The following is a 22788-nucleotide window of genomic DNA, read 5'->3' as shown; positions in this document are numbered from 1 at the left end:
GGCTAGTCCAGCGCCTCGGCCGCGGCGCCGCCGATCAGGCGGGAGTAGACGAGTCCGGAGTCCTTGATCAGCCGCTCCTGGCTGGCGTAGTCGACCCGGACGATGCCGAAGCGCTTCTCGTAGCCCCAAGCCCACTCGTAGTTGTCGAGCAGCGACCAGACGAAGTAGCCGCGGACGTCGGCGCCCTGGTCGATCGCGTCCGCGACCTTCTCGACGTGGTCGAGCACGTACTGGGTGCGGTCGACGTCGTGCACGCGGCCGTCCTCGACGACGTCGTCGTACGCGGCCCCGTTCTCGGTGACGTAGAGCGGCGGCAGGTTCTCGTACTCCAGGCCCAGCCGCGTGAGCAGGTAGCGCAGGCCGTCGGGGTGCACCTCCCAGTCCATGGCGGTGCGCGGGAGGCCGCGCGAGGGGAAGGTGATCGACTCCGAGCCGACCCACGGCGAGCCGACCTCGCGCTCGGTCGCCTGCGCGAAGTCCTCGGCGTCGGCCGGCAGCGGATGCCCCGAGACGTTGTCGTCGTGGTAGTGGTTCACGCCGAGGAAGTCGAGCGGCTGCGCGATCGTCGCCAGGTCGCCGTCCTGGATCAGCTCGTCCAGACCCAGGCCCGCGACGTCCTCGAGGAGGTCCTCGGGGTACTCGCCGAGCAGCAGCGGGTCGAGGAAGATGCGGTTCTGCAGTGCGTCGAAGCGGCGCGCGGCGTCGAGGTCGACCCCGTCCTCCGGGTCGTCGGGGACGGCGTTGGAGAGGTTGAGCGTGATGCCGAGGTTCTGCGCGCCGAGCTCGCGCAGGGCCGAGACGGCGAGCCCGTGCGCGAGGTGGGTGTGGTGCACCGCGGCCAGAGCGGCCTGCTGCGAGATCACGCCGGGCGCGTGGATCCCGGCGCCGTAGGAGAGCAGGGTCGAGCAGAACGGCTCGTTGAAGGTGGTCCAGTGCGCCACCCGGTCGCCGAGGCGCGCATGCACCGCCTCCGCGTAGTCCCGGAAGCGCTCGGCGGTGTCGCGGTTCGTCCAGCCGCCCGTCTCCTCGAGGGCCTGCGGCAGGTCCCAGTGGTAGAGCGTCAGCCAGGGCAGGACTCCGGCGCCGAGCAGCTCGTCGACGAGGCGGGAGTAGAAGTCGAGTCCCTCGGTGTTGACGGAGCGGTCGCCGGGCTTCACCCGCGACCAGCTGACCGAGAAGCGGTAGGAGGCGAGGCCGAGGCGCTTCATCAGCGCGACGTCGGCGGGCATCCGGTGGTAGTGGTCGACGGCGACCTCAGGCGTGTCGCCGTTCGCGACGGCGCCGGGGACGCGGGAGAAGGCGTCCCAGATGCTGTCCTCCTTGCCGCCCTCGTGGCCGGCGCCCTCGATCTGCGCGGCGGCGGTGGCGGAGCCCCAGAGGAATCCGGCGGGCCAGTCACGGGCGGCGAGGCGCTCGACCCGGGCGATCTGCTCCGGCAGGGTCGGGGCGGGGGAGGGGGGAACGGTCACTGCGGACTCCTTCGGCGGCTGTCCCGTCATCCTACGACCATCCCGGTGGAGCGCTCTCTCACCGCGCTGGAGGGACGGCATGAGGGGCGGCCGGAGGCACGGTCGGAGATCCGGCCGCGGGAACGCCGACGGCCCGGCACGCCGAGGCGTCCGGGCCGTCAGGGGTCGGAAGGAGCCGACCGGGCGCAGCGATCAGCCGCGCCGGTCGCCGTCCTCCGTGCGCCGGGGCGCGGTGGCGACGGAGTCGGTCCGCACGTCGGGCTCGATGCTGCCGGCGGCGAGGTCGGCGCCCGCGCGGGCAGCCAGCTGCGGGTCGGTGCGGCGCAGCTCGGCCGCGGCGTCCTCGTTCGCGAGGTCGTGCGCCTCCTGCATGGCCGACTTCGCCCGCAGCGGCGGGGTCTTCAGGAACCAGGAGAGCACGAAGGCGAGCAGCACCACGCCGAGCGCCACCTGGAAGACCGTGACCGTCGCGTCGTTGAAGCCGGTGAGGAACGGCGCCGAGAGGGCGTCGTTCGCCGTGTTCAGGAACGAGGTGTCGCCGTCGAGCGCCGAGCCGATCGCGCCCGAGTCCTGCGACTGCAGCAGTTTCAGGATGCCCGCGTTGGCCGGGTCGGCCGCGATCGTCGGGTCGGACGCGGCGGCCTGCAGGTTCGCGGCGATCGTGGGGTTCTTGAAGGCGGCGGCGATGGTCTCCGGGATGCGGCTGAACAGCACCGAGAAGATGACCGCGGTGCCCAGCGTGCCGCCGATCTGGCGGAAGAACGTCGAGGCGCTGGTCGCAACGCCCATGTTCGCCGTGTCGACCGAGTTCTGCGAGGCGAGGGTCAGCGTCTGCATCATCAGGCCCAGGCCGAGGCCGAGCAGCAGCATGCCGCCCATCACGAAGATCACCGGCTTGTCGATCGAGACGAAGGAGAGGTAGAAGAACGCCGCGGACATAAGGAACGTGCCGAGGATGGGGAAGGCGCGGTAGCGGCCGGTGCGGGAGATGATCTGGCCCGAGACGATCGAGGCGATCATCAGGCCGAGGATCATCGGCAGCATCAGGAAGCCGGACTCGGTCGGCGTCGCGCCGTTCACGAGCTGCAGGTAGAGCGGGAGCGCCATCATGCCGCCGAACATGCCGAAGCCGACCAGCACGCCCAGGACGGTCGCCATCGAGAAGGTCGGCGAGCGGAAGAGCTTCAGCGGGATCAGCGCGTCGTCGCCCATCATCCGCTCGGCGGCGATGAAGCCGACGATGCCGAGCACGCCGACGACGTAGCAGACCCACGCGATCGGCGAGCCCCAGCCCCACTCGCGGCCCTGCTCGGCGACGAGCAGGAGCGGCACGGCGGCGACGATCACGAGCGCCGCACCCCACCAGTCGATCCGCACGGAGCGGCGGGCGGCGGGCTTGGGCAGGTGCAGGAAGCGGACCACGATGAACAGCGCCACGGCGCCGATCGGCAGGTTGATCAGGAAGACCCAGCGCCAGCCGGTGATGAAGAGGATCTCGGGGGTGCCGGCGAGGAGGCCGCCGATCAGCGGGCCGACGACGCTGGAGATGCCGAAGACGGCGAGGAAGTAGCCCTGGTACTTGGCGCGCTCGCGCGGCGGCAGGATGTCGCCCATCACGGTGAGGGCGAGCGACATCAGTCCGCCGGCGCCGAGGCCCTGCACCGCGCGGAAGCCGGCGAGGCCGAGCATCGAGGTCGCGAAGCCGGCCAGGAGCGAGCCGATCAGGAACAGGACGATCGCGATCAGGTAGAGCGGGCGGCGGCCGAAGATGTCGGAGAGCTTGCCGTAGATCGGCGTCGCGATCGTCGAGACGATCAGGTACGCGGTGGTGACCCAGGCCTGCTGCGAGAGGCCGTCGAGGTCGTCGGCGATCGTGCGCATCGAGGTGCCGACGATCGTCTGGTCGAGCGAGGACAGGAACATCCCCGCCATCAGGCCGAAGATCACGAAGAGGATCTGGCGGTGCGACATGATCGCGCCCGAGGGAGTGGCGGCGGTCGCGGGTGGGCGGGCGGAATCGGTCACGGGGGTCCCCTTGTCTGGCGGACGCCGCCAGGGCACGGCGGACCGCCGCAAACGTTGCGTGCTGCGCAAAGTTACACCGCGTGCGGACTCGACGGCACCGCTTCCGGCGAGCCTGTGGAGGATCTCAGAACGGCCCGCCCGATCCGCGGTTCGAGGAGGGCGATCGGGGCCCCGCGGGGCCGCCGCTCAGCTGTGCGCCGGGACCCCCGCCTCGGCCCAGCCGGCCTCGCGCAGCGCCGCCCGCGCCTCGGCCCGAGCCGAGTACGGCGTCCGCACGCCCTCGATGTCGCGGTAGTTCTGGTGCCCCGGTCCGGCCCAGAGGATCGAGTCGCCCTCCTGCGCCAGCGACACGGCGACGCGGATCGCGCGCTTGGGGTCGTCGACCTCGTGGATCTCGCCGTCCGGCCGCGCCGCGCGGGCCGCTGCCATCAGGGTGCTGCGGATCGACGCCGGGTCCTCGAAGCGCGGGTGGTGATCGGTGATGACGAGCACGTCGCTGCCCGAGACCGCCGCCTCGGCCATCGCCGGCCGCTTCAGGGCGTCGCGGTCGCCGTCGGCGCCGAAGACCATGATCACGCGGCCCGGAGTGACCTCGCGCACCGCCTCGAGCGTGCGGGTGAAGGCGTCGGCGCTGTGGCCGAAGTCCACGTACACCGTGGGGCCGTGCTCGCCCGAGACGCGCTCGGTGCGGCCGGGGAGGGAGACGTCGAGGCCGCCGTCGCGGTGCAGGGCCGCCCGGATCTCGCCGATCGGCCGGCCCGCCTCGATCAGCATCACGATCGCCAGCGCGGCGTTGGCCGCCATGTGCGCGCCGATGATCGGGACGGACGTGGTGATCGCCCGGTTCTCCCGGTTCTCCACGCGGAAGTGGGTGCGGCCGAACTCCTGCTCGAGGATGCTCACCCGCCAGTCGGCGTCGACGTCGGGGAGCGAGGTGATCGTGGTGACGGGGACGCCCGCCTCGTTCACCAGGCGCTGCCCGGCGGGGGAGTCGAGCGAGACGACCGCGCGGCGCGAGCGGTCGGGCTGGAACAGCTGCGCCTTCTCGGCGAAGTAGGTGTCCATGTCGCCGTAGTCGTCGAGGTGGTCGTGGCTCAGGTTCGTGAACGCGGCGACGTCGAAGACGACGCCGTCGACGCGGTGCCGGGTGAGGGCCTGCGCGCTGACCTCGATCGCGGCGGCGCCGACCCCCTCCTCCTGCATGCGCGCGATGAGGGCGTGCAGCTCGGTCGCCTCGGGAGTGGTGAGCCCGCTCGTCACGGAGGTGTCGCCGATGTGGCGCTCCGCGGTGGAGCTCAGGCCGGGCACGACGCCGAGCTGCCGCAGCATCCCCTCGAGCATGTGCACCGTCGAGGTCTTGCCGTTGGTGCCGGTGACGCCGAGGAGCAGGGGCGCGCGCTCGGTCGTCGCGTAGACGACGGCGGCGACGGCGCCGAGGCGGGCCCGCGGGTCGTCGACGACGAGCACGGGCAGGCCGGTGGCGCGCGCGGCGGACTCGCCGGCCGCATCGGTGAGGACGCCGACGGCACCGCGCTCGGCGGCCTCCGCGACGAAGTCGGAGCCGTGGCGGTTGACGCCGGCGAGGGCGACGAAGAGGTCACCCGGCTCGACGTCGGAGGCGGTGAGGGTGATCCCGCTCACCTCGACGGACGGGAGGTCGCCGTCGGGCAGCTCGGCCGCCCGGGCGACGGCGCGGAGGGGGACTGCTCGGACGTGCAAGGGGCGCAGCATGGGGTCCTCTCGTCATCGGGACCGGTGGGCGGCTCCTCCGAGGGGGCGGAGGAGCGCGGTCGCCGAGGCTGTCACTCAAGCTAGGGGGTCTGCTTATGTGAATTCTTTGAGGATATTGGAGAGCTGCGTGGAGGAGCAGTGCTGAACGGATACACCCCTCAGTGCTTGACATCCCTGGACGGGGGCGCGATCGGGGCCCCGCGTAGGCTCGGAGCATGACCTCGGACGAGAACCCGACCCCGGAGGGGCGCCCCCTCCGGCGCCGCGCACTGGTGATCGGGGGAGTCGCCGTGGCCGCCGGAGTCGCTGCTGTCGGCGTGAACGCGGCACTCGGCGCCGGCCGCGCGAGAACTCCCGCCGCGTCCGCGACTCCGAGTGCCGTCCCGGGCGCGTCGGCGAGTGCCTCCGCCACGGCGAGCGCGGTGCCGGTCGAGACCCCGACCGAGACGCCCACGCCGACGCCGACCGCGACGCCCGGGATCGACCTCTCCGCGCACTCGAACGACGACCCGGCCAGCATCTGGGTGGTCGTCAACAAGCTCCGCACCCTGAACCCGGTCGACTACGTCCCCGCCGACCTCGTCTACCCGGACGTGTCCTACGTCAATCGCCAGCCGATGCGCCAGGCGACCGCGGACGCACTCGTGCCGATGTTCGCCGCGGCCTCGAGCGAGGCCGGCCTCTCGCTCGCGGTGCAGAGCGCCTACCGCTCCTACGACACCCAGGTCAGCGTCTACGCCGGCTGGGTGTCCTCGCGCGGCCAGGCCGGAGCGGACGCGACCAGCGCGCGCCCGGGGCACAGCGAGCACCAGACCGGCTGGGCCGTCGACGTCGTCGGCTCCTCGGGGACCTGCGCCCTCGAGATCTGCTGGGGCGACACCCCCGAGGGCCAGTGGGTCGGCGCGAACGCGCACCGCTTCGGCTTCCTCGTCCGCTACAAGCCCGACACCACGCCGATCACCGGCTACGAGTCCGAGCCGTACCACCTCCGCTACATCGGCGTGGAGCTCGCGCAGCACCTGCACGACGCCGGCATTCCGACGCTCGAGCGCCTGTTCGGGCTGCCGGACGCCCCCGACTACGCGCTGGGCGCGGTCTCCTAGCGGCGCCCCCGGTCGGTTGATCGGCGGCTCGAGATCACCCCCTCGCGCCTCCTGGCGCGCCCTGTCGGGCGTCCCACGCCACGCCTTCCGTTCGAACGAGCGCGTCCCTAACCTCTCCTTCAAAGCGAGGCAGGCTCGCTTTCGATCGAAGGAGATCCCACGACATTCCCGCTGCTCGCCTCCTCGAGGCGCTCGTCCGCACTGTCCTTCACGGCCCTCGTGGCCGTCTCCGCACTCCTCGCCCCGGCGGCCATCGCCGCCGAGGATCCGGGCCCGCCGACGCTTGCGTCGGCGACGGTCGCCGAGGCCCTCGAGAACGTCGAGAGGGTCGATCCGACTCTCCTCCACGACGCTGTTCTCGAGGGTGCCGGGACGGCCGCCCTGGGCTCCGGCTCGGTCGTCGTGCCGTCCGATCCGTCCGCCGGTGTCCGGATCGGCGACGGTGCCCGGACCGTGATCGTCGATCTCCCTGCCGCGGAGAGCGCTGGTCCGGCTGCCGCCCTCGCGGACGGGGGAGTCGTGTACCCCGCGGCTCACAGTGCGACCTCCGTCGTGGTCGGCGATCGAGGCGTGCAGATGCTGACGACGATCGCGGATGCTCAGGCTCCGGCCGACTACTCCTACGACGTGACCCTCGCCGAGGGGCAGCGGCTCGAGCTGCTCGGCGACGGAGCGGCGGTCGTCGATGCCGACGGCGGCATCGCGCTGCTCATCGGAGCAGCGTGGGCGATCGACGCGGACGGGGACCGGATCCCGACGCACTACTCGGTGTCCGGTTCGACCCTCACGCAGACGGTCGATCACTCGGCGCCCGGAGTGGCGTACCCGGTCGTAGCCGATCCGGCGTGGCTGGCGCCCTTCGTGTTCAAGTGCCTCATCGGACTCGGAATCAACGGACCGCAGATCGTGTCGATCATGGCGTCGGGCGGGCCGGGATCGATCGGTGGAGGGCTGGCCGTGTCGATCATGGTCTGCCTCAGGGGAAAGTAGGGCCGGAGCGTGTTCCGCCGACGCTCACCTGAGCGCTTATCGCGTGAGCTCCGCTCGATCGATGACGCCATCGAAGCCCATCCCTTCAGGTCCGAGCCGATCACGCGCGCCTTCGCCGTCATCGAGGACGGCGACGGGGACAAGGAGCTGATCAGCGCGCGACTCCGTGAGCAGGGCCTGCCGGAACTTCAGACGATCGGAGCTTCCACGCTGCGGTACTCGCTCAGCTGGTGGTGGCTGCACAACCGGCGGCGCGCGGCCGTGCGGAGGATCGAGCGGCATCGGGGTTGAACCCGCTCGTCGTCCGTCAGTGAGCCTGCCCAGTGCTCGAACCGACTGGGGAGCTGTCGGCGCATCCGTTGGAGGGGTGACAAGCCTGTTGAGACGCGGGCGGGAGGGGTTCCCGCCCGCGTGGCCGAAAGGCGGAAGGGAAGCACGGTGCTCCGGAGACCGACGCGGGAGAAGCTGCAGCGCGAGCTGGAGGCGATCGACGCCGCGATCGCCGGACATCCGTTCTCCTCCGACGTGCTCGTTCGCCTCCAATCGGTCTTCGCCGAGAGCGACGGCAGTGGGAGGGACGGGCAGCGGATCAACGCGCGCCTGGCGGAGGAGGGTCTGCCGACCATCCCGGGAATCTGGATCTTCTATGCCCGGAACTTCTCCAGCTGGGGGTGGCTGCACAATCGGCGGCGTGCGGCCGTGCGGAGGATCGAGCGGCTCGGGGGCTAAACGCGTGTCCGTTCCGACATCCGGATGTGTCCGGAAATCGGTCCGCAAGGGCTTGCGGAGACGGCCGCGATCAGAAGCGGACGTGACAGACGGGCGTTGTTACCGTACCGTTACTCGGAGTGCTTTCGGAGGTCACCCTTAGGGGACTCCGACTCCCGCGTGGTGACATGGCCGCTTCCCCCTGAAATCCCGCACGCCCCCGCCCCCGTGCGCACCGACCCGTGAGTTCCCCTGTGCCCCACAGTTCCACCCGTTCCACCGTGCCCGCTGCCGCCGAGGTCGCCCCCGCCGACGCTCAGCTCGCACCGCCGCCGACCCGCCGTGAGGCGCGCGAGCGCGAGGGCCGCGTCCGCGCGACTCCGGTCGCCGCTCCCGCCGCCCCCGCCGTCGAGCCCCCGGCCCCGGCCGTCCTCGCTCCCGCCGCGCTCGCGCCGGCCGCCGAGGGCATCCGCCCCTCCGCCGCCGCCCCGCTGCACCCCGCGAGCGGCGACGTCTTCCCCTCCCGCCGCGACCGCCGGGCCGCCGAGGGGCACCGCCAGCGCGTCGAGCCCGCTCGTCGCGGCTCGTCCTTCTTCCGACCCTCGCGCCGGCACCTCGTGCTGGCGATGTCCGGCGGGCTCGTCCTCGTGGCCGCCGCCTCCGGTGTGAGCCTCACCGTCGGCGCCTCCACGGACGCCGAGTCGGCGACCGCCTCCACCGCCGCCCCGACGGCGACGGCCGCGCCCGTCACCGTCCTGCCGGCCACCACGGCCGACTCCCGCGTCGTGCTCAGCAGCGTCTCGACCACCACCGGCACCGTCGCCGGCGGCACGAGCGTCACCCTCGCCGGCTCGAACCTCGACTCCGTGGCGACCGTCCGCTTCGGCGACGCCGAGGGCAGCGTCACCGTCGACAACCCCGACCAGATCACCGTCACCGCGCCGCCCGCGAGCGGCGAGGCCGAGGGAGTCGTCCCCGTCGCCTTCTTCGACGCCGGGGGAGCGCCGATCACCTTCGACGCCGTCACCGACGCCGCGGCCGCGGTGACCGTCGACGGCACGCCGGTCGAGACGGTGCAGCCCGCCGTCGACGCGTCGACCGCGACCCAGGAGCCGCTGACGGCGACCGCCGCCACTCCGGCGGCCACTCCGACCGCCGCCGACGCGACCGCCGCGCCGACCGCCGCCCCGGCCGCCGCCGCGACAGACGCGCAGCCCGCCGAGCTCGTCGCCCCCGCCGCGACGGCCTCGCCCAGCCCGGCCGCTACCGGCGTGCTCGCGACCACCAAGGTCGTCGCCTCCGCGATCACCTTCGCCTACACGCCCGATCCGGCGATCGAGGCCGCGAAGGCCGCCGCCGCGCTCGAGGCCAGCCGCCTCGCTTCGCAGCTCGACTACCTGCAGACCTACTGGTCCGACTACAACTCCGCGCAGTACGGCGTGATCGGCGGCAACGACTGCGTCAACTTCACCTCGCAGTCGCTGATCGCCCGCGGCTGGGAGATGGACGGCGAGTGGAGCTACTCGCGGACCGGCGGCTACAGCTCGGCCTGGGCCTCCTCGACCGCGTTCAACTCCTACCTCTCCGCGCACCCGGAGCGGGCGACGCCCCTCACGAACGCGCAGCGCGCGGACGTGAAGCCCGGCGACGTCGTGCAGTTCGACTGGGACGGCTCGGGCGACTGGGACCACACCGGCGTCGTCACGAGCGTGAAGGGGAGCACGATCCTGTACTCCTCGCACACCGCCGACAACCTCGACCAGAGCATCGACTCGGCCTCGGCCGGGCGCATCATGTTCTGGAGCGTCTGAGCCGGAGCCCCGAAGCCCGGAGAGACACGGAAAGAGGCCGCCGTCGCATCAGCGACAGGCGGCCTCTTCGTCGTTCGGGAGAAGCGTCAGTTCTTGAAGACGTCCTTGACGTCCTCGCCGACCTTCTTGGTGTGGGCCTTCGTCTGGTCGGCCTGGCCCTCGGCCTCGAGCTTCTCGTTGTCGGTCAGCTTGCCGGCCGCTTCCTTGGCCTTGCCGAGCAGGTTCTCGGCAGCGTTGCGGATCTTGTCGTCAGCACCCATGAGGGGCTCCTTCCGTTCGATTCGGTTCGTCCTCCGGCGACGGCCGCTGGAGGAAGTGGTGGGTGAGCGCGGGCGCTCGCGGGTCAGGCGACCCGGTCCTCCTTGGAGAACCCGGCTCGGGCGCTGGAGGCGACCTCGAGCACGACGGGCAGTCGTGCGCCGAGCAGGCGATCGAGCTCCAGGACCTCCTGGCGCACCGCGTCCACGACCGTGCGGGGCGAGACCCCGCCGCGGGGCAGGACCCGGACCTTGAGCGCCGTCGACGAGCCGTGGCGGTAGGCCGCGACGGTCACGTCGATCAGATCGGTGCGGCCGGCCAGAGCGTTCTCGAGGACGTCCTCGGCGAAGCCGGTGGCGATCTCGACCTCTCCGGCGACCCCGCTCGCCGAGCCCGAGTCCGTGAGGACGGTGCTCGTGCGGCCGTGGCCGTGGGCGAGGATCAGGACGAGCGCGAGGACGATGCCCAGGACGCAGATCCCGACGATGGCGTAGAGCGGCCACAGCACGGCGGCGTCGCTCCAGGCGGTGCCGTCCTCCGGTGAGATGCGGGAGACGAGGGCCGCGCCCTGGCCGTCCGCGACGTCGGCGACCGCGTCGCGGACCGGCTGCGAGACGGCGATCAGGACCAGGCCTGCCGTGACGGCGGCGAGGACGAGGCCGACCAGGAGGAGGATCAGGCGGTTCACGAACCGGTTGCTCGTGGTCATCAGATCCTCCCGGAGTCGGAGATGCGGACGGTGGCGCGGGGGGCGGGCGTCGCCGCGATGCGGCTCAGCTCGTCGTCGACGGCCGACTGCACGGAGTCGCGGTCGACGGTGATCCCCGAGGAGGGGGTCACCTCGATCACGGCGGTGCGGCGCCCGATCGAGGCACGGGTGTCCTCGCGGCGGGAGCGGGCGGCCGTGCGGGCCGACCGGGCCAGGGAGGACGCGATCACGCCGTCGTCGAGGACCACGGCGAGCCGGTCGTCCGCCACGGTGTGGCGGGCTCGGGCCCCCGGGGCGAGGGCGAGGACCAGCAGGATCAGCGCCAGCACCGCGGTGCCGACGGCGATCCCGATGATCGCGCCGGAGGCGAGATCCGTCACGCCGACGATCGCTCCGAGGAGCGCGGACGGCGCGAGCAGCAGGGGAGCGGCTCCGACGATCGCGAGCACCGCCTCCGTCCCGACGTACGCGGCGATCAGGATGATCAGCACGAGCACGACGATCTGGGCCGCGGAGCGCGAGCTGTGCGTCTCGCGGCGCAGGTAGCGGCGGTACCGCGCGTCCGGGGCCGCGTCGCGGGGGGTGGCTGCGGGGCTCATGCGACCCTCCTCGGGGTGCTGCTGGCAGTGCGGGTGCCGCTGACCCGGAGGTCGACGCGGCTGACGGTGCGCCCGGTGAGCGCCCCCATGCGGGAGGCGACGGCGGCGCGCTGGCGGTGCAGGCGGTCGAGGAGGCTCTCCCCGGCCGGGCCGGAGCCGTCCGTCACCACCGGGGCGGTGACGGCGAGCGCGAGGCCGCCGCTGTCGTCCGACAGCCGGACGCGGATCGCGGAGACCTCGACCCCCAGCTCCTCGTGGACGATCGCCACCGCCGTCCGCTCGAGGGAGCGGACGGAGATCGTGACGGTCCCCGGCTCCGTCCGAGCGGTCCGCTCGGCGGGACGCTGGTCGAGTGCGGTCATGGCGACTCCTAGCGGGAGGTGGTGCGGCCGCGGAACACGTCCACGAGGCTGCGCACGTCGAGCGAGCCGTCGAGCATCCGCGCGATCAGGACGCCGAGCGCCATGAAGACGGCGGTGAGGACGAAGCCCCAGAAGCCGAAGAGCAGGGCGGCGAAGGCGAGGATCGCGCCGACGACGAGGCCGAGCGTGGTGCTGCGGCCGGCCGGGGCGGGGGCGGGGATGCGGGGGTCGCTCATCGGACGCGGCTCTCGGTCTCGGTGTCGCCCTTGTCCTCGCCGGGGATGTGCACGTCGACGATCGCGACGTTGATCTCCGCGACGGACATGCCGACGAGCTCGGTGACGGCCTCGGACACCGCGGCGCGGACCTGGTCGGCGACCGACTGCATCGGCACCGGGTACTCGACGACGAGCGTGACATCGGCGGCGACCTGGGTCTCGCCGACCTCGACGCTGACGCCCTGGGCGTGGTCGTTGCCGCCGACGGCCGATCGGATCGCGCCGAAGGCACGGGCGGCGTTGTTGCCGAGGGCGAAGACGCCGGGCACCTGGCGCGCGGCGATGCCGGCGACCTTGGCGATGACGGCGTCGTCGATGACGGTGCGGCCCTGGGCCGTGCCGGAGACCGTGCTGCCGCCGAGGCTGGTGACGGTGTCGACCGAGGCCTTGTCGACGCGGGGGGCGGTGGGGGTGGCGGGGGTGCGCGTGCTGTCGCTCATGGTGACTCCTGTGCGTGTCGTCGGCCGCTCGTGGTGCGCGGCCGGGGTCGGGGAGTCCGGCGGGTTTCCCGTCGGGCTGTGCTTTCATGAGTGAGACGGAGCCCGACGGGCGTTCGTCACGGTGAAGGTCAGAGTTTTTGCTGAGTGTCACCTGATAGTCCATCCGGCTCCCGCCGGTGAGCGCTGAGGAGCGTCATGCCCGGTCTGGAGACGGCGAGCGATGCGCTCCTCGCCGAGCGCTCCGCCGAGGGCGACGTCCGGGCGTTCGAGGTGCTGGTCAAGCGGCACCAGTCGATCCTCCGCGCCTACGCCTGGCGGCTGACCGGCTCGCAGGCCGACGCGTCGGACGCGGTGCAGAACGCGCTGATCACCGTCTGGGCCCAGCTCCCGCAGCTGAAGGAGCCGGCGAGCGTCCGGAGCTGGATGATGCGGATCGTCAGCCGGTCCAGCGTCGACCTCCTCCGCCAGCGCAGACCGGTCGACGACGTCGACGCCGTCGAGCACCCGCCGGCCCGCGAGCCCGGTCCGTTCGAGTCGGTCGAGCAGAGCGACGCCATGCGCGCTCTCGCCCGGGCACTGGCCGACCTGCCCGAGACCCAGCGGCAGTGCTGGCTGCTCCGCGAGGTCGGCGGCGAGTCGTACAGTGAGATCGCCGATCACCTCGGCATCACCGCCACCGCCGTCCGCGGCAAGCTCGCTCGAGCACGGGAGTCGCTGGTCGTGGCGATGGAGGACTGGCGATGAGGGCCTGCGATGAAGGAGTCGGCGCGATGAAGGGATCGGCGCGATGACCCCGGACGAGACGCCCGGACGCCCGGACTCCGGCGAGGACGTCGTGCTGCCGCCCCTGAGCGCGCCGCTGGTCGATCCGGTCGAGGAGACCGACGCGACCGATGCGGAGACCGACGCCGGCGACGCCGTCGGCCTCGACGAGCTCAGCGACTACCTCGACCGCGGCCGCCTGCCCTACGACCCCGCGATCGAGGAGTCGCCGGAGCACCGCCGCACGCTCCGCGCCCTCGAGCGCGTCCGCGCCCTGTCCGGTGCGCTGATCGACGACGACGCCGCGCACCTCCCCGTGCCCACCGAGAACTGGTTCGGCTCGATCCTCACCCAGGTGCGGCGCGAGGCCCGGGCCGGCCGCGACATCCCGCTCGCGAGCACCGACCCCGACGTCGAGCTGACGATCACCGAGGGCGCCGTCCGCGGCATCGTCCGCGAGGCGGGCGACAGCGTCTCCGGAGTCCTCGTCGGCCGCTGCCGGCTGCAGGGCGACGTCGCCGACCCCGGCGCCGACATCGCGGTCGAGGTGACGATCTCGGTGTTCTGGGGCGTCCCGATCGCCGACGCGGCGCAGCAGGTGCGCGAGCGGATCCACTCCCGGCTGCTCACCCAGACCGAGCTGCGCGTCTCGACGATCGACGTGCGCGTCGAGGACGTCTACGTCCCGAACGGGGAGGAGTCGTGACCGGGTCCGAGCCGCGGCCCGTCGCGCCGATCGTGCTGGTGCCCGCGGTCGCTCCCGGCGAGCCCGCGCCCAGCGCGGCCGCCGTGCTCACCGCCGAGATCCGCGCCCTTGCGGGAGTGGCCATGCTCGTGCCGGCGCGCGGGCAGGTGCGCGACGTCCTCGCGCACGCCGCGGGCGCGCTGACGCCCTCCACGGTCGACGCCGCGGACGGGCCGCTCGGCGCGGTCTCCGGCGGCACCTTCGCCGAGCCGGTGCTCGTGCGCGTCCTCGGCGACGAGGTGTCGGTGTCCGCGGAGGTCTGCGTCGCCGCGGAGTCGTCGGCGCCGGATGTCGCCCGGACGGTCGGCTCCGTCGTGCGCGAGTGGTGCCGGCGCGAGCACCCCGGTCGCCGGGCGCGCGTCGCGATCCGGATCGCCTCCGTCGACTGACGCGGGGGAGCGCCGCCCCCGGTCGACTGCCCGGAGGGCGAGCCGTCTAGGCGCCGTGCTCGGCGAGGAACGCCTCCGTCTCGGCCGCCGTCGGCGTCGAGACCGCCGCGCCGGCCCGGGTGACCGAGATCGCCGCGGCCGCCGTCGCCCAGCGGACGAGCTCGACCAGCGCCGCCGGGTCGTCGAGCCGGTGGCCGCCGCCCGCGAGCCGTGCCGCGAAGACGCCGCAGAAGGTGTCGCCGGCGCCGGTCGTGTCGACGACGGCGACGCGGAACGCCGGCGCGCGCACCGGCTCGCGGTCGCGGACGGCGACCACCACGCCGTCCGAGCCGAGGGTGACCAGCACCAGCGGGACGAGCGCCGTCAGGCCGACGGCGAGGGCCGTGTCGTCCGCCGCCGCGATGCCGCGCTCGGCGCCGAGCTCGCGCGCCTCGTGCTCGTTGACGATCAGCACGTCCAGCTCGGCGAGCAGCTCCTCGGGCAGCGGGCCGATCGGCGCCGCGTTGAGGACGGTGGTGGTCCCTGACGCACGGCCGGCCCGTGCCGCCGCCAGCACGGTCGGGACCGGGATCTCGAGCTGCAGCAGGAGCGCCGAGGCGCTGGCGATCAGCGCCTCCTCCTCCGCGGTCAGGTCGGTGAAGGCGGCGTTCGCGCCGGAGTCGACGACGATCGCGTTCTCGCCCGCGTCGTCCACTGTGATCTGCGCGGTGCCGGTGCGCTCGTCTCCGCGGCGCGCGTGCAGCTCGAGCGGCTCCTCCGCCAGCAGTCCCGCGAGCTCGTCGCCCGCGGCGTCGCGCCCGAGGCTCGTGACGAAGGCGCTGCCCGCGACCGTGCGGGCGGCGGCCACCGCCTGGTTGAGCCCCTTGCCGCCGGGGAAGGTGCGGGAGTCGAGGGCGAGAACGGTCTCGCCGGGCGCGGGGATGCGGGCCACCCGGTGGACGTGATCGAGATTGGCGCTTCCGAGGACGACGAGGCTCATGCTCCGACGGTAGGGCACGCGCAAGGGGCTGCTCGCATCCTCCGGCCGCACCTACGGTGGAGGCATGGAAACTCGAATCTTCGGCCGCACCGGTGCGCCCGTCTCCGTCGTCGGCCTCGGAACCTGGCAGCTCGGTGCCGACTGGGGGGACGTCGCGGAGAGCGACGCCCTCGCGATCCTCGACGCCGCGGCGGAGTCGGGCGTCACGCTCTTCGACACCGCCGACGTCTACGGCGACGGCCGCAGCGAGCGGACGATCGGCGCCTGGCGCGCCGCCCACCCCGACGCGGAGGTCTTCGTCGCGACGAAGATGGGCCGCCGCGTGGAGCAGATCCCCGCCAACTACGTGCTCGACAACTTCCGCGCCTGGACCGACCGCTCGCGCTCGAACCTCGGCGTCGACACGCTCGACCTGGTGCAGCTGCACTGCCCGCCGACCTCGGTCTACTCCGACGACGCGGTCTTCGACGCGCTCGACACCCTGGTCGACGAGGGCGCCATCGCGCACTACGGCGTCTCGGTCGAGCGCACGGACGAGGCGCTCACCGCCATCGCGCGGCCGAACGTCGCGAGCGTCCAGATCATCCTCAACGCGTTCCGCCTCAAGCCGCTCGACGCGGTGCTGCCCGCGGCCCGCGAGGCCGGCGTCGGCGTCCTGGCGCGCGTCCCGCTCGCGTCCGGCCTGCTCAGCGGCCGGTACACGACCGAGACGACCTTCGCGCCCGACGACCACCGGAACTACAACCGCGACGGCTCGGCCTTCGACGTCGGCGAGACCTTCTCCGGCGTCGACTTCGCGACCGGCGTCGAGGCCGCGCAGGAGTTCTCCCTCCTCGCCGCCGACCACGGCCTGGCCCCCGCCGCCGCCGCGCTCGCCTGGATCATCCAGCAGGACGGCGTGACCGCCGTCATCCCCGGTGCCCGCTCCGTCGAGCAGGCGAAGGCGAACGCCACCGCCGCGGACGCCGCCCCCCTCGGCCCCGCCTTCATGGAGGCCGTCAACGCCCTCTACGACACCCACTTCCGCCCCACGGTCCACCCCCGCTGGTAGGTCGCTCCGCGACGCCCCGGCCTGCGCATGCTGATCGAGTAGCCCGCGGAGCGGGCGTATCGAGATCCGCCTGCGTCTGAAGTCGGGTCTGCTGGCCTGTCGTCTTGGCCAGGGTGGGTCTCGATACGCCCCTGCGGGGCTGCTCGACCAGCATGGGTGCGTGCGTGCGGGCCCTTGCGCTGGGCAGGCGGGTGGCGAGTCCATGCTGATCGAGTAGCCCGCGCAGCGGGCGTATCGAGATCCCCGTCATCAGGAGTGGGAGTGCCCACTCGCCGACAAGGCTCGTTCCCGGGGTGGAGAACGAGCCTTCTCGGGCGACTCGGCGGCGTGCCGCGCGGGCTAGGAGCCGAGGGCCGCGTCGACGATGGTGCGGGCCTCGGCTTGCACCTCGTGCAGGTGGTCGAGGCCGCGGAAGGACTCGGCGTAGATCTTGTAGACGTCCTCGGTGCCGGAGGGGCGCGCGGCGAACCAGGCGTTCTCGGTGACGACCTTGACGCCGCCGACGGCCGCGTCGTTGCCGGGAGCCTTCGAGAGCTTGGCGACGATCTCCTCGCCGGCGAGGGTGGTCGCCGAGATGGCGTCGCCGTCGAGCTTGCCGAGCGCCGCCTTCTGCGCCTTCGTGGCGACGGCGTCGACGCGCTCGTAGACCGGGTCGCCGAAGCGCTCGGTCAGCTCGCGGTACAGCGCCGACGGGCTCTTGCCCGTGACGGCCACGATCTCCGAGGCGAGCAGCGCCAGCAGGATGCCGTCCTTGTCGGTCGTCCAGACGGTGCCGTCGAAGCGGAGGAACGACGCACCCGCCGACTCCTCGCCGCCGAAGCCGACGGAGCCGTCGACCAGCCCGGGCACGAACCACTTGAAGCCGACCGGCACCTCCCAGAGGCGGCGGCCGAGCGACTCCGCGACCCGGTCGATGATCGAGGAGGAGACCAGCGTCTTGCCGATCGCCGCGTCCTCGCGCCAGCCGGAGCGGTGGCGGTAGAGGTAGTCGATCGCGACCGCGAGGTAGTGGTTGGGGTTCATCAGGCCGCCGTCGGGCGTGACGATGCCGTGGCGGTCGGCGTCGGCGTCGTTGCCGGTGAGGATGTCGTAGTCGCCGGCCCGGGCGACGACCGAGGCCATCGCGCTGGGGGACGACGGGTCCATCCGGATCTTCTCGTCCCAGTCCAGGGTCATGAAGCCCCAGGCCGGGTCGACCTCGCCGTTGACGACCGTGAGGTCGAGCTCGTACATCTCGGCGATCAGCTGCCAGTAGTGCACCGACGCACCGCCCAGCGGGTCGGCGCCGATCCTCACCCCGGCCTTCTTGATCGCGTCGATGTCGATGATGTTCTTCAGGTCGGCGACGTAGTGGGTGCGGTAGTCGTAGGTCTCGACGGCGCTCGGCTCGGCCGACTTCACGTCGCGGTTGCCGTCGGCGATCAGCTCGTTGGCGCGGTTCGCGATCCAGGAGGTGGCGTCGGAGTCGGCGGGGCCGCCGTGCGGCGGGTTGTACTTGAAGCCGCCGTCGCGGGGCGGGTTGTGCGAGGGCGTGACGACGATGCCGTCGGCGCGGTCGGTGTGCGATGGGTCGTTGTTGTAGCGGAGGATCGCGTGGCTGAGCGCGGGCGTCGGCACGAAGTCGTCGAACTCGTCGACGAGCACCCGCACCTCGTTGGCGACCAGCACCTCGAGCGCGGTCGTCAGCGCCGGACGCGAGAGGCCGTGGGTGTCGGCGCCGATGAAGAGCGGCCCGGTGATGCCCTCGTTCGTCCGGTACTCGACGATCGCCTGCGTCACCGCTGCGATGTGGTCCTCGTTGAAGGCGGTGTCGAACGACGAGCCGCGATGCCCGGAGGTGCCGAAGACCACCTTCTGCAAGGGGTCGGACACGTCCGGCTTCTTCTCGTAGTACGCCCTCACGAGGGCCTCGACGTCGATGAGATCGGAGGCCTCTGCCGGCTTCCCTGCGCGATCGGTCATGGGGTCCATAGTGGCAGTCGCGCCGGGGCCGCGATACCGGCTGGACAGGCGCTGGCTAGGCTGTCCGCCATGCCCGACCGCGCCTCCGACGGTGTCCCCGACACCGCCTCCGCCCCCCGCACCTACAGCTATCTCGGGCCCTCCGGCACGTTCACGGAGGCGGCGCTCGCGCAGGTGCCCGAGGCGCGCGGGCACGTCTGGCGGAGTGTCGGCAACGTCGGCGAGGCGCTCGACGACCTCGTCTCGGGGCGCAGCGACGGCGCGGTGATCGCGATCGAGAACTCGGTCGAGGGCGGGGTGACCGCGGCGCAGGACGCGCTGGCGAAGATCCCGGGCGTGCGGATCGTCGGCGAGTACCTCGTGCCGGTGTCGTTCATCCTGGTCGGCCGCCCGGGGGCGCGGCTCGAGGACGTGCGGATCGTCGCCGCCCACCCGGTCGCCTACGGCCAGTGCCGCGAGTGGCTCGACCGGACGATCCCGAGCCACGAGCACCTGCCCGCGTCGAGCAACGTGCAGGCCACGATCGACCTGCTCGCCGGCTCGCCCGCCCAGGCCGCGATCGCGCCGCCGGGCATCGTCCGCCACCACGGCGTCGAGGTGCTCGCGGAGCGGATCGGCGACAACCCGAACGCGGTCACCCGCTTCGTGCACGTCTCGCGCTCACGGGTGCTGCCCGAGCCGACGGGCGCCGACAAGACCAGCCTGATCGTCGAGCTGCCCTCCGACGCCCCCGGCGCGCTGCTGGACATGCTCGAGCAGTTCGCGACCCGCGGCGTGAACCTGAGCATGATCCAGTCGCGGCCGATCGGCGACGCCCTCGGCCGCTACCGCTTCGTCATCGACCTCGACGGCCACGTGCACGACGAGCGGGTCGCCGACGCCCTGCTGGGCCTCCGCCGCTTCAGTCCGCGGGTGATCTTCCTCGGCTCGTATCCCCGTGCGGATCGCCGTCCGGTCTCGTACGTGCGACGCTACGACGACGAGGTGTTCATCGAGGCCCGCGACTGGCTGCGCGGGATCCTGGGCAGCGAACCGGAGGTCGACGATGACTGAACGAGGCGGAGCCGAGCGCGAGCGCGTCGATCCGCGGTACGACGCCGCCTTCCAGCGGGGTTTCGCCGGGGGAGTGGACCGGGTGCGCGGCGACGAGCGCGCCTTCGCGCGGCCGGGCATGGCGCCGGAGGGGATCGCCCGCCGGCGGCCGCCCGCGCTCGCCGAGGTCGCGACCGACAGCCGGCGCTCGCGGCGGGCCGCCGAGAGTCCCGCCCCCGCCGGTCCGCCCGTGCGCCTGCCGTCCGACGCCGATGCGGCGCCCATCGTGCAGCCGTTCGCGGACGCCGCCCGAGAGGAGGCGCCCGCCCGCCGCGTCGACGCCGCCGTCGAGCCCTCTGCGCCGCTCTGGCGGAACCCCTGGCTGCTCGCCCTGCTGCTCGCGGGGCTCGCCGGCAGCGTGCTCGGCGTCGCGCTGCTCTACAGCGGCTACTCCTCGCCGCCCGCGTCGTACTACGGCGACTCCGACACCCCGTCACCGGAGTGGATCCAGCGGCAGATCACCTACTACGCCTCGATCCCGCTGCTGGGCAGCCTGCCCTTCGCCCTGCTGCTGGCGATGGGCGTCGCGGCGCTGCGCTGGCGTGCCCGGCCCGCGAAGCAGGCGCCCTCCGACGACGTCGAGACCGAGGCCGAGGCGACGACCCACTGACGCCGGCGCCTCCGGTTGAGGGGGATCTCGATACGCGCGCTGCGCGCGCTACTCGATCAGCATGGGCTGCTGTCGATGCGTCAGAGCGCGAGATCGCCCAAGCATGCTGGTCGAGCAGCCCCGCAGGGGCGTAGCGAGACCCACCGTCGTCAGCACTTCCGGCGGAAGTGGGAGCAATGCCCCCTATACCCCCGACGCGCCGAACAGCAGCCCGAGCAGATAGGTGACGAGCGCCGCGCCGTAGCCGATGCCGAGCTGGCGCAGCGCGCGGGCGAGGGGCGGCGCGCCGGAGAGCAGGCCGACGATCGCGCCGGTCGCGAGCAGCGCCAGGCCGACCAGGACGGACGCGAGGACCACCGCGGCCAGCCCCGACATCCCGAGCAGGTAGGGCAGCACGGGGATGATCGCGCCCGAGGCGAAGAAGCAGAAGCTCGACAGCGCCGCGCCCATCCCCGTGCCGATCGACTCGTGCTCGTCGATCGACGGGTCGGCCTTCGGCCCGCCGATGGTGATCGGCGAGGTCGGCGCCGCGCCGCCCCGCAGTCCCGCGAAGACGCGGGCGGCGCGGGCGTCCGCGTCCTCCTGCGAGAGCCCGCGCGCGCGGTAGACCAGCGACAGCTCGTTGGCGTCGACGTCGAGGTCGGAGACGACGTGGTTGGTGTCGAGGTCGGGGGAGGAGGCGGAGAGCAGCTCGCGCTGCGAGCGCACCGAGACGAACTCCCCGGCCCCCATCGAGAGCGCGCCGGCCAGCAGCCCGGCGATGCCGGTGAAGAGCACGACCCCGGTGCCGACGCCGCTCGCGCCGACGCCGAGGACGAGGGCCAGGTTCGAGACCAGGCCGTCGTTGGCGCCGAACACCGCGGCGCGGAAGGTGCCCGAGAGCCGGTTGCGGCCGCGCTCGGCGAGCCCGCGGACGACCTCGCCGTGGATCCGCTCGTCGGCGGCCATCGCCTCCGTCGCGTCGTCGTCGTCGGCGTAGGGCGAGCGGGCCTCGGCGCGCTGGATCAGCGCGAGCACGAAGACCGAGCCGAACTGCCGGGTCAGGAAGCCGAGGAGGCGGGTGCGCAGGTCGGGCCGGGGCTGCGGCTCGGCGGCCGACCCGAGCAGCTCCCGCCAGTGCTCCTCGTGCCGCCCCTCGGCCGCGGCGAGGGCGAGCAGGATCTCGCGCTCCTCGCCGGTGCGGCGCTGTGCGAGATCTCGGTAGCTCGCGGCCTCGGCGAGCTCGTCGGCGAGGTAGCGCCGCCAGCGGCGGATCTGCACGGGGGTGGGGGAGGAAGGGGTGTCTCGGGCGGTGGTCGCCATGGGATCTCCTGGGTTCGGCACCCCGGCCGACCCGCGCGAGAGGACCGGTCAGGACACGTGTCGACTGACCGAAGGTCTCGTTCGCCCGGTTCCGCGAGGATCCGGGTGGCGGGCCGGGTCCGGGACTCTCCGGACCAGCATGTCGACGCGCCTCGTCGTCCGCTCCGCGGACGGTGGGAACTACTCCCCTTCGCAGGGACCACCGTAGCCGACCCGGCGGCACCGCGCCCCTCCGATCGCGGCGCGACGGCCGCGGGTAGGGTCGAGCCGCGGCGGACCCTCCCGGCCCGCCCCCGCGCCGCACCGGCGCCCTCGAAGTGGAGGCCGCCCATGTCCGGCGACAGCGCACCGACCCGCCGACTCGTCGCCGAGCTGGAGGAGCGCGCCCGCGAGGTCCTGCCCTGGTTCGTCGCCGACTACTACGGCGCCGTCGCGGGCGGCCGGGGGGAGCGCGACGCCGACCTCGCGGCCTGGGACGCGATCCGGTTCCGGCCGGCGGCCCTGAACGGCGAGCTCGACGGCGACACCACGACCACTGTCCTCGGCACGGAGGTCCGCGGCCCGGTGCTGGTCGCGCCGATGGCGCAGCAGAACGCCGCGGACCCGCGGGGCGAGATCGCGATGGCGGAGGCGGCGGCGCGCGCCGGCACCCTGCTCGGCGTCTCCACGAACACGGCGCTGCCGTTCGAGCGGATCGCTGCGGCGGGTGCGCCGTGGTGGTTCCAGGTCTACCTGCTCGCGGACCGCGACGTGACGCACGCGCTCGTCGAGCGGGCCGCTGAGCACGGCGCCCGCGCTCTGATGCTCACGGTCGAGATGCCGGTGCTGCGCGGCGAGCGCCCCGGCATCGAGCCGCTGACCTGGCCGGAGATCCCAGGCAAGGCGAGGCTGGGCAACCTGACCGAGCAGGAGCGCGCCCTGGTCCTCGGCCGTCCCGTGCCGAACCCGGGACTCGACGACATCGGCCGGCTCCGCTCGGTGAGCGGTCTGCCGGTCCTGGTGAAGGGCGTGCTTCGCGGCGAGGACGCGCGGCGCGCGGTCGACGCGGGCGCCTCCGGTGTCGTCGTCTCGACCCACGGCGGCCGGCGGATGGACGGCTCGATCACCGCCGTCGGGGCGCTCGCCGAGGTGGCCGCGGCGGTCGGTGCCGACGCGGAGGTCTACGTCGACAGCGGCGTCCGCTCGGGCCGGCACGTGCTCGCGGCGCTCGCGCTCGGGGCGCGGGCGGTCTTCGTCGGACGGCCGCTGATGTGGGCGCTCGCCGCGGGTGGCGCCGACGAGGTCGCCGCGCTGCTCGGCGTTCTCGACGCCGAGTTCCGGGTGCTGCTGCGGCAGTCGGGAGCGGCGTCGATCCGCGATCTGGCCGGGCTCGTCGCCCGGTCCTGACACCGCCCGCGATCAGCCGGCGGCGCC

General features: G+C 73.2%; 24 protein-coding genes. 12 read left to right on the top strand and 12 right to left on the bottom strand.

Annotated features, from left to right (window positions below; all coding sequences use genetic code 11):
* Positions 1-2 precede the first annotated feature (2 nt).
* From HRK28_RS05665 to HRK28_RS05655, 3 genes are all read right to left on the bottom strand, one after another.
* On the bottom strand, positions 3-1427 hold the full coding sequence (locus tag HRK28_RS05665) for a GH1 family beta-glucosidase (RefSeq protein ID WP_367948367.1): 1425 nt from the start codon (positions 1425-1427) through the stop codon (positions 3-5).
* A 234-nt stretch (positions 1428-1661) separates the two neighbouring features.
* Positions 1662-3440, bottom strand: coding sequence for an MDR family MFS transporter (locus tag HRK28_RS05660; RefSeq protein ID WP_173250995.1), 1779 nt, complete (start codon positions 3438-3440; stop codon positions 1662-1664).
* 240 nt (positions 3441-3680) lie between these two features.
* Complete coding sequence (locus HRK28_RS05655) at positions 3681-5213, bottom strand: Mur ligase family protein (protein ID WP_254304499.1); 1533 nt, start codon at positions 5211-5213, stop codon at positions 3681-3683.
* A 227-nt stretch (positions 5214-5440) separates the two neighbouring features.
* Between HRK28_RS05655 and HRK28_RS05650 the strand changes: the two genes are divergently transcribed.
* The 5 genes from HRK28_RS05650 (at position 5441) to HRK28_RS05630 (ending at position 9837) form a co-directional block, all read left to right on the top strand.
* Complete coding sequence (locus HRK28_RS05650) at positions 5441-6328, top strand: M15 family metallopeptidase (protein ID WP_173250658.1); 888 nt, start codon at positions 5441-5443, stop codon at positions 6326-6328.
* 219 nt (positions 6329-6547) lie between these two features.
* The gene (locus HRK28_RS05645) at positions 6548-7318 is read left to right on the top strand and encodes a hypothetical protein (protein ID WP_173250657.1); all 771 of its coding nucleotides are present in this window, start codon (positions 6548-6550) and stop codon (positions 7316-7318) included.
* 9 nt (positions 7319-7327) lie between these two features.
* Positions 7328-7609 carry a hypothetical protein gene (locus HRK28_RS05640; protein ID WP_160087503.1) on the top strand — a complete coding sequence of 94 codons (282 nt, stop codon included), beginning with the start codon at positions 7328-7330 and terminating at the stop codon, positions 7607-7609.
* Positions 7610-7756: 147 nt separating this feature from the next.
* Positions 7757-8047: a hypothetical protein gene (locus tag HRK28_RS05635; RefSeq protein ID WP_160087505.1), complete on the top strand. Its 291-nt coding sequence runs from the start codon at positions 7757-7759 to the stop codon at positions 8045-8047.
* Between the two features lie 233 nt (positions 8048-8280).
* Complete coding sequence (locus HRK28_RS05630) at positions 8281-9837, top strand: amidase domain-containing protein (RefSeq protein WP_173250656.1); 1557 nt, start codon at positions 8281-8283, stop codon at positions 9835-9837.
* A gap of 86 nt (positions 9838-9923) precedes the next feature.
* Here the strand turns inward: HRK28_RS05630 and HRK28_RS05625 are convergent, their stop codons facing one another.
* From HRK28_RS05625 to HRK28_RS05600, 6 genes are all read right to left on the bottom strand, one after another.
* Entirely contained in the window at positions 9924-10097 is a 174-nt protein-coding gene (locus tag HRK28_RS05625; protein WP_123444986.1) for a CsbD family protein, read from the bottom strand.
* 83 nt (positions 10098-10180) lie between these two features.
* Positions 10181-10804, bottom strand: coding sequence for a hypothetical protein (locus HRK28_RS05620; protein WP_173250655.1), 624 nt, complete (start codon positions 10802-10804; stop codon positions 10181-10183).
* The gene (locus HRK28_RS05615; protein WP_160087513.1) at positions 10804-11403 is read right to left on the bottom strand and encodes a hypothetical protein; all 600 of its coding nucleotides are present in this window, start codon (positions 11401-11403) and stop codon (positions 10804-10806) included. The genes HRK28_RS05620 and HRK28_RS05615 overlap by 1 nt, the downstream gene beginning before the upstream one ends.
* The gene (locus HRK28_RS05610) at positions 11400-11765 is read right to left on the bottom strand and encodes a hypothetical protein (protein ID WP_173250654.1); all 366 of its coding nucleotides are present in this window, start codon (positions 11763-11765) and stop codon (positions 11400-11402) included. Before HRK28_RS05610 ends, HRK28_RS05615 begins: the two co-directional genes overlap by 4 nt.
* Before the next feature lie 8 nt (positions 11766-11773).
* Positions 11774-12001: a DUF2273 domain-containing protein gene (locus HRK28_RS05605; RefSeq protein ID WP_173250653.1), complete on the bottom strand. Its 228-nt coding sequence runs from the start codon at positions 11999-12001 to the stop codon at positions 11774-11776.
* The gene (locus tag HRK28_RS05600; RefSeq protein ID WP_160087519.1) at positions 11998-12483 is read right to left on the bottom strand and encodes an Asp23/Gls24 family envelope stress response protein; all 486 of its coding nucleotides are present in this window, start codon (positions 12481-12483) and stop codon (positions 11998-12000) included. Before HRK28_RS05600 ends, HRK28_RS05605 begins: the two co-directional genes overlap by 4 nt.
* Before the next feature lie 195 nt (positions 12484-12678).
* On the opposite strand from HRK28_RS05600, the gene HRK28_RS05595 reads away from it, so the two are divergent.
* From HRK28_RS05595 to HRK28_RS05585, 3 genes are read left to right on the top strand one after another with little or no spacing between them, the layout of a single operon-like run.
* Complete coding sequence (locus tag HRK28_RS05595; protein ID WP_160087521.1) at positions 12679-13227, top strand: RNA polymerase sigma factor; 549 nt, start codon at positions 12679-12681, stop codon at positions 13225-13227.
* A gap of 43 nt (positions 13228-13270) precedes the next feature.
* Positions 13271-13951, top strand: coding sequence for an Asp23/Gls24 family envelope stress response protein (locus HRK28_RS05590; RefSeq protein WP_173250652.1), 681 nt, complete (start codon positions 13271-13273; stop codon positions 13949-13951).
* Positions 13948-14379, top strand: coding sequence for a hypothetical protein (locus HRK28_RS05585; RefSeq protein WP_160087525.1), 432 nt, complete (start codon positions 13948-13950; stop codon positions 14377-14379). The genes HRK28_RS05590 and HRK28_RS05585 overlap by 4 nt, the downstream gene beginning before the upstream one ends.
* A 46-nt stretch (positions 14380-14425) precedes the next feature.
* Here the strand turns inward: HRK28_RS05585 and HRK28_RS05580 are convergent, their stop codons facing one another.
* A complete protein-coding gene (locus HRK28_RS05580) occupies positions 14426-15358 on the bottom strand; it encodes a ribokinase (RefSeq protein ID WP_173250651.1) in 933 nt (310 codons plus the stop codon).
* 64 nt (positions 15359-15422) lie between these two features.
* On the opposite strand from HRK28_RS05580, the gene HRK28_RS05575 reads away from it, so the two are divergent.
* The gene (locus tag HRK28_RS05575; protein ID WP_160087529.1) at positions 15423-16409 is read left to right on the top strand and encodes an aldo/keto reductase; all 987 of its coding nucleotides are present in this window, start codon (positions 15423-15425) and stop codon (positions 16407-16409) included.
* Between the two features lie 339 nt (positions 16410-16748).
* Here HRK28_RS05575 and pgm read toward each other — a convergent pair whose 3' ends face one another.
* Complete coding sequence (gene pgm / locus HRK28_RS05570; protein ID WP_160087533.1) at positions 16749-18371, bottom strand: phosphoglucomutase (alpha-D-glucose-1,6-bisphosphate-dependent); 1623 nt, start codon at positions 18369-18371, stop codon at positions 16749-16751.
* Between the two features lie 69 nt (positions 18372-18440).
* Here pgm and pheA point away from each other — a divergent pair, with 69 nt between their 5' ends.
* Both pheA and HRK28_RS05560 read left to right on the top strand, forming a co-directional pair.
* A complete protein-coding gene (gene pheA / locus HRK28_RS05565) occupies positions 18441-19424 on the top strand; it encodes a prephenate dehydratase (RefSeq protein ID WP_160087535.1) in 984 nt (327 codons plus the stop codon).
* Complete coding sequence (locus tag HRK28_RS05560; protein WP_173250650.1) at positions 19417-20073, top strand: hypothetical protein; 657 nt, start codon at positions 19417-19419, stop codon at positions 20071-20073. Before pheA ends, HRK28_RS05560 begins: the two co-directional genes overlap by 8 nt.
* Positions 20074-20256: 183 nt before the next feature.
* Here HRK28_RS05560 and HRK28_RS05555 read toward each other — a convergent pair whose 3' ends face one another.
* Entirely contained in the window at positions 20257-21375 is a 1119-nt protein-coding gene (locus HRK28_RS05555; RefSeq protein WP_160087539.1) for a VIT1/CCC1 transporter family protein, read from the bottom strand.
* A 330-nt stretch (positions 21376-21705) separates the two neighbouring features.
* Here HRK28_RS05555 and HRK28_RS05550 point away from each other — a divergent pair, with 330 nt between their 5' ends.
* The gene (locus HRK28_RS05550) at positions 21706-22761 is read left to right on the top strand and encodes an alpha-hydroxy-acid oxidizing protein (protein WP_173250649.1); all 1056 of its coding nucleotides are present in this window, start codon (positions 21706-21708) and stop codon (positions 22759-22761) included.
* Positions 22762-22788: the final 27 nt, after the last annotated feature.

The sequence above is a fragment of the Rathayibacter sp. VKM Ac-2835 genome (assembly GCF_013266705.1).
Lineage (GTDB): Bacteria > Actinomycetota > Actinomycetes > Actinomycetales > Microbacteriaceae > Rathayibacter.
The sequence above is the reverse complement of the archived record's forward strand: the minus strand, read 5'-3'. Positions and strand labels throughout refer to the sequence as shown.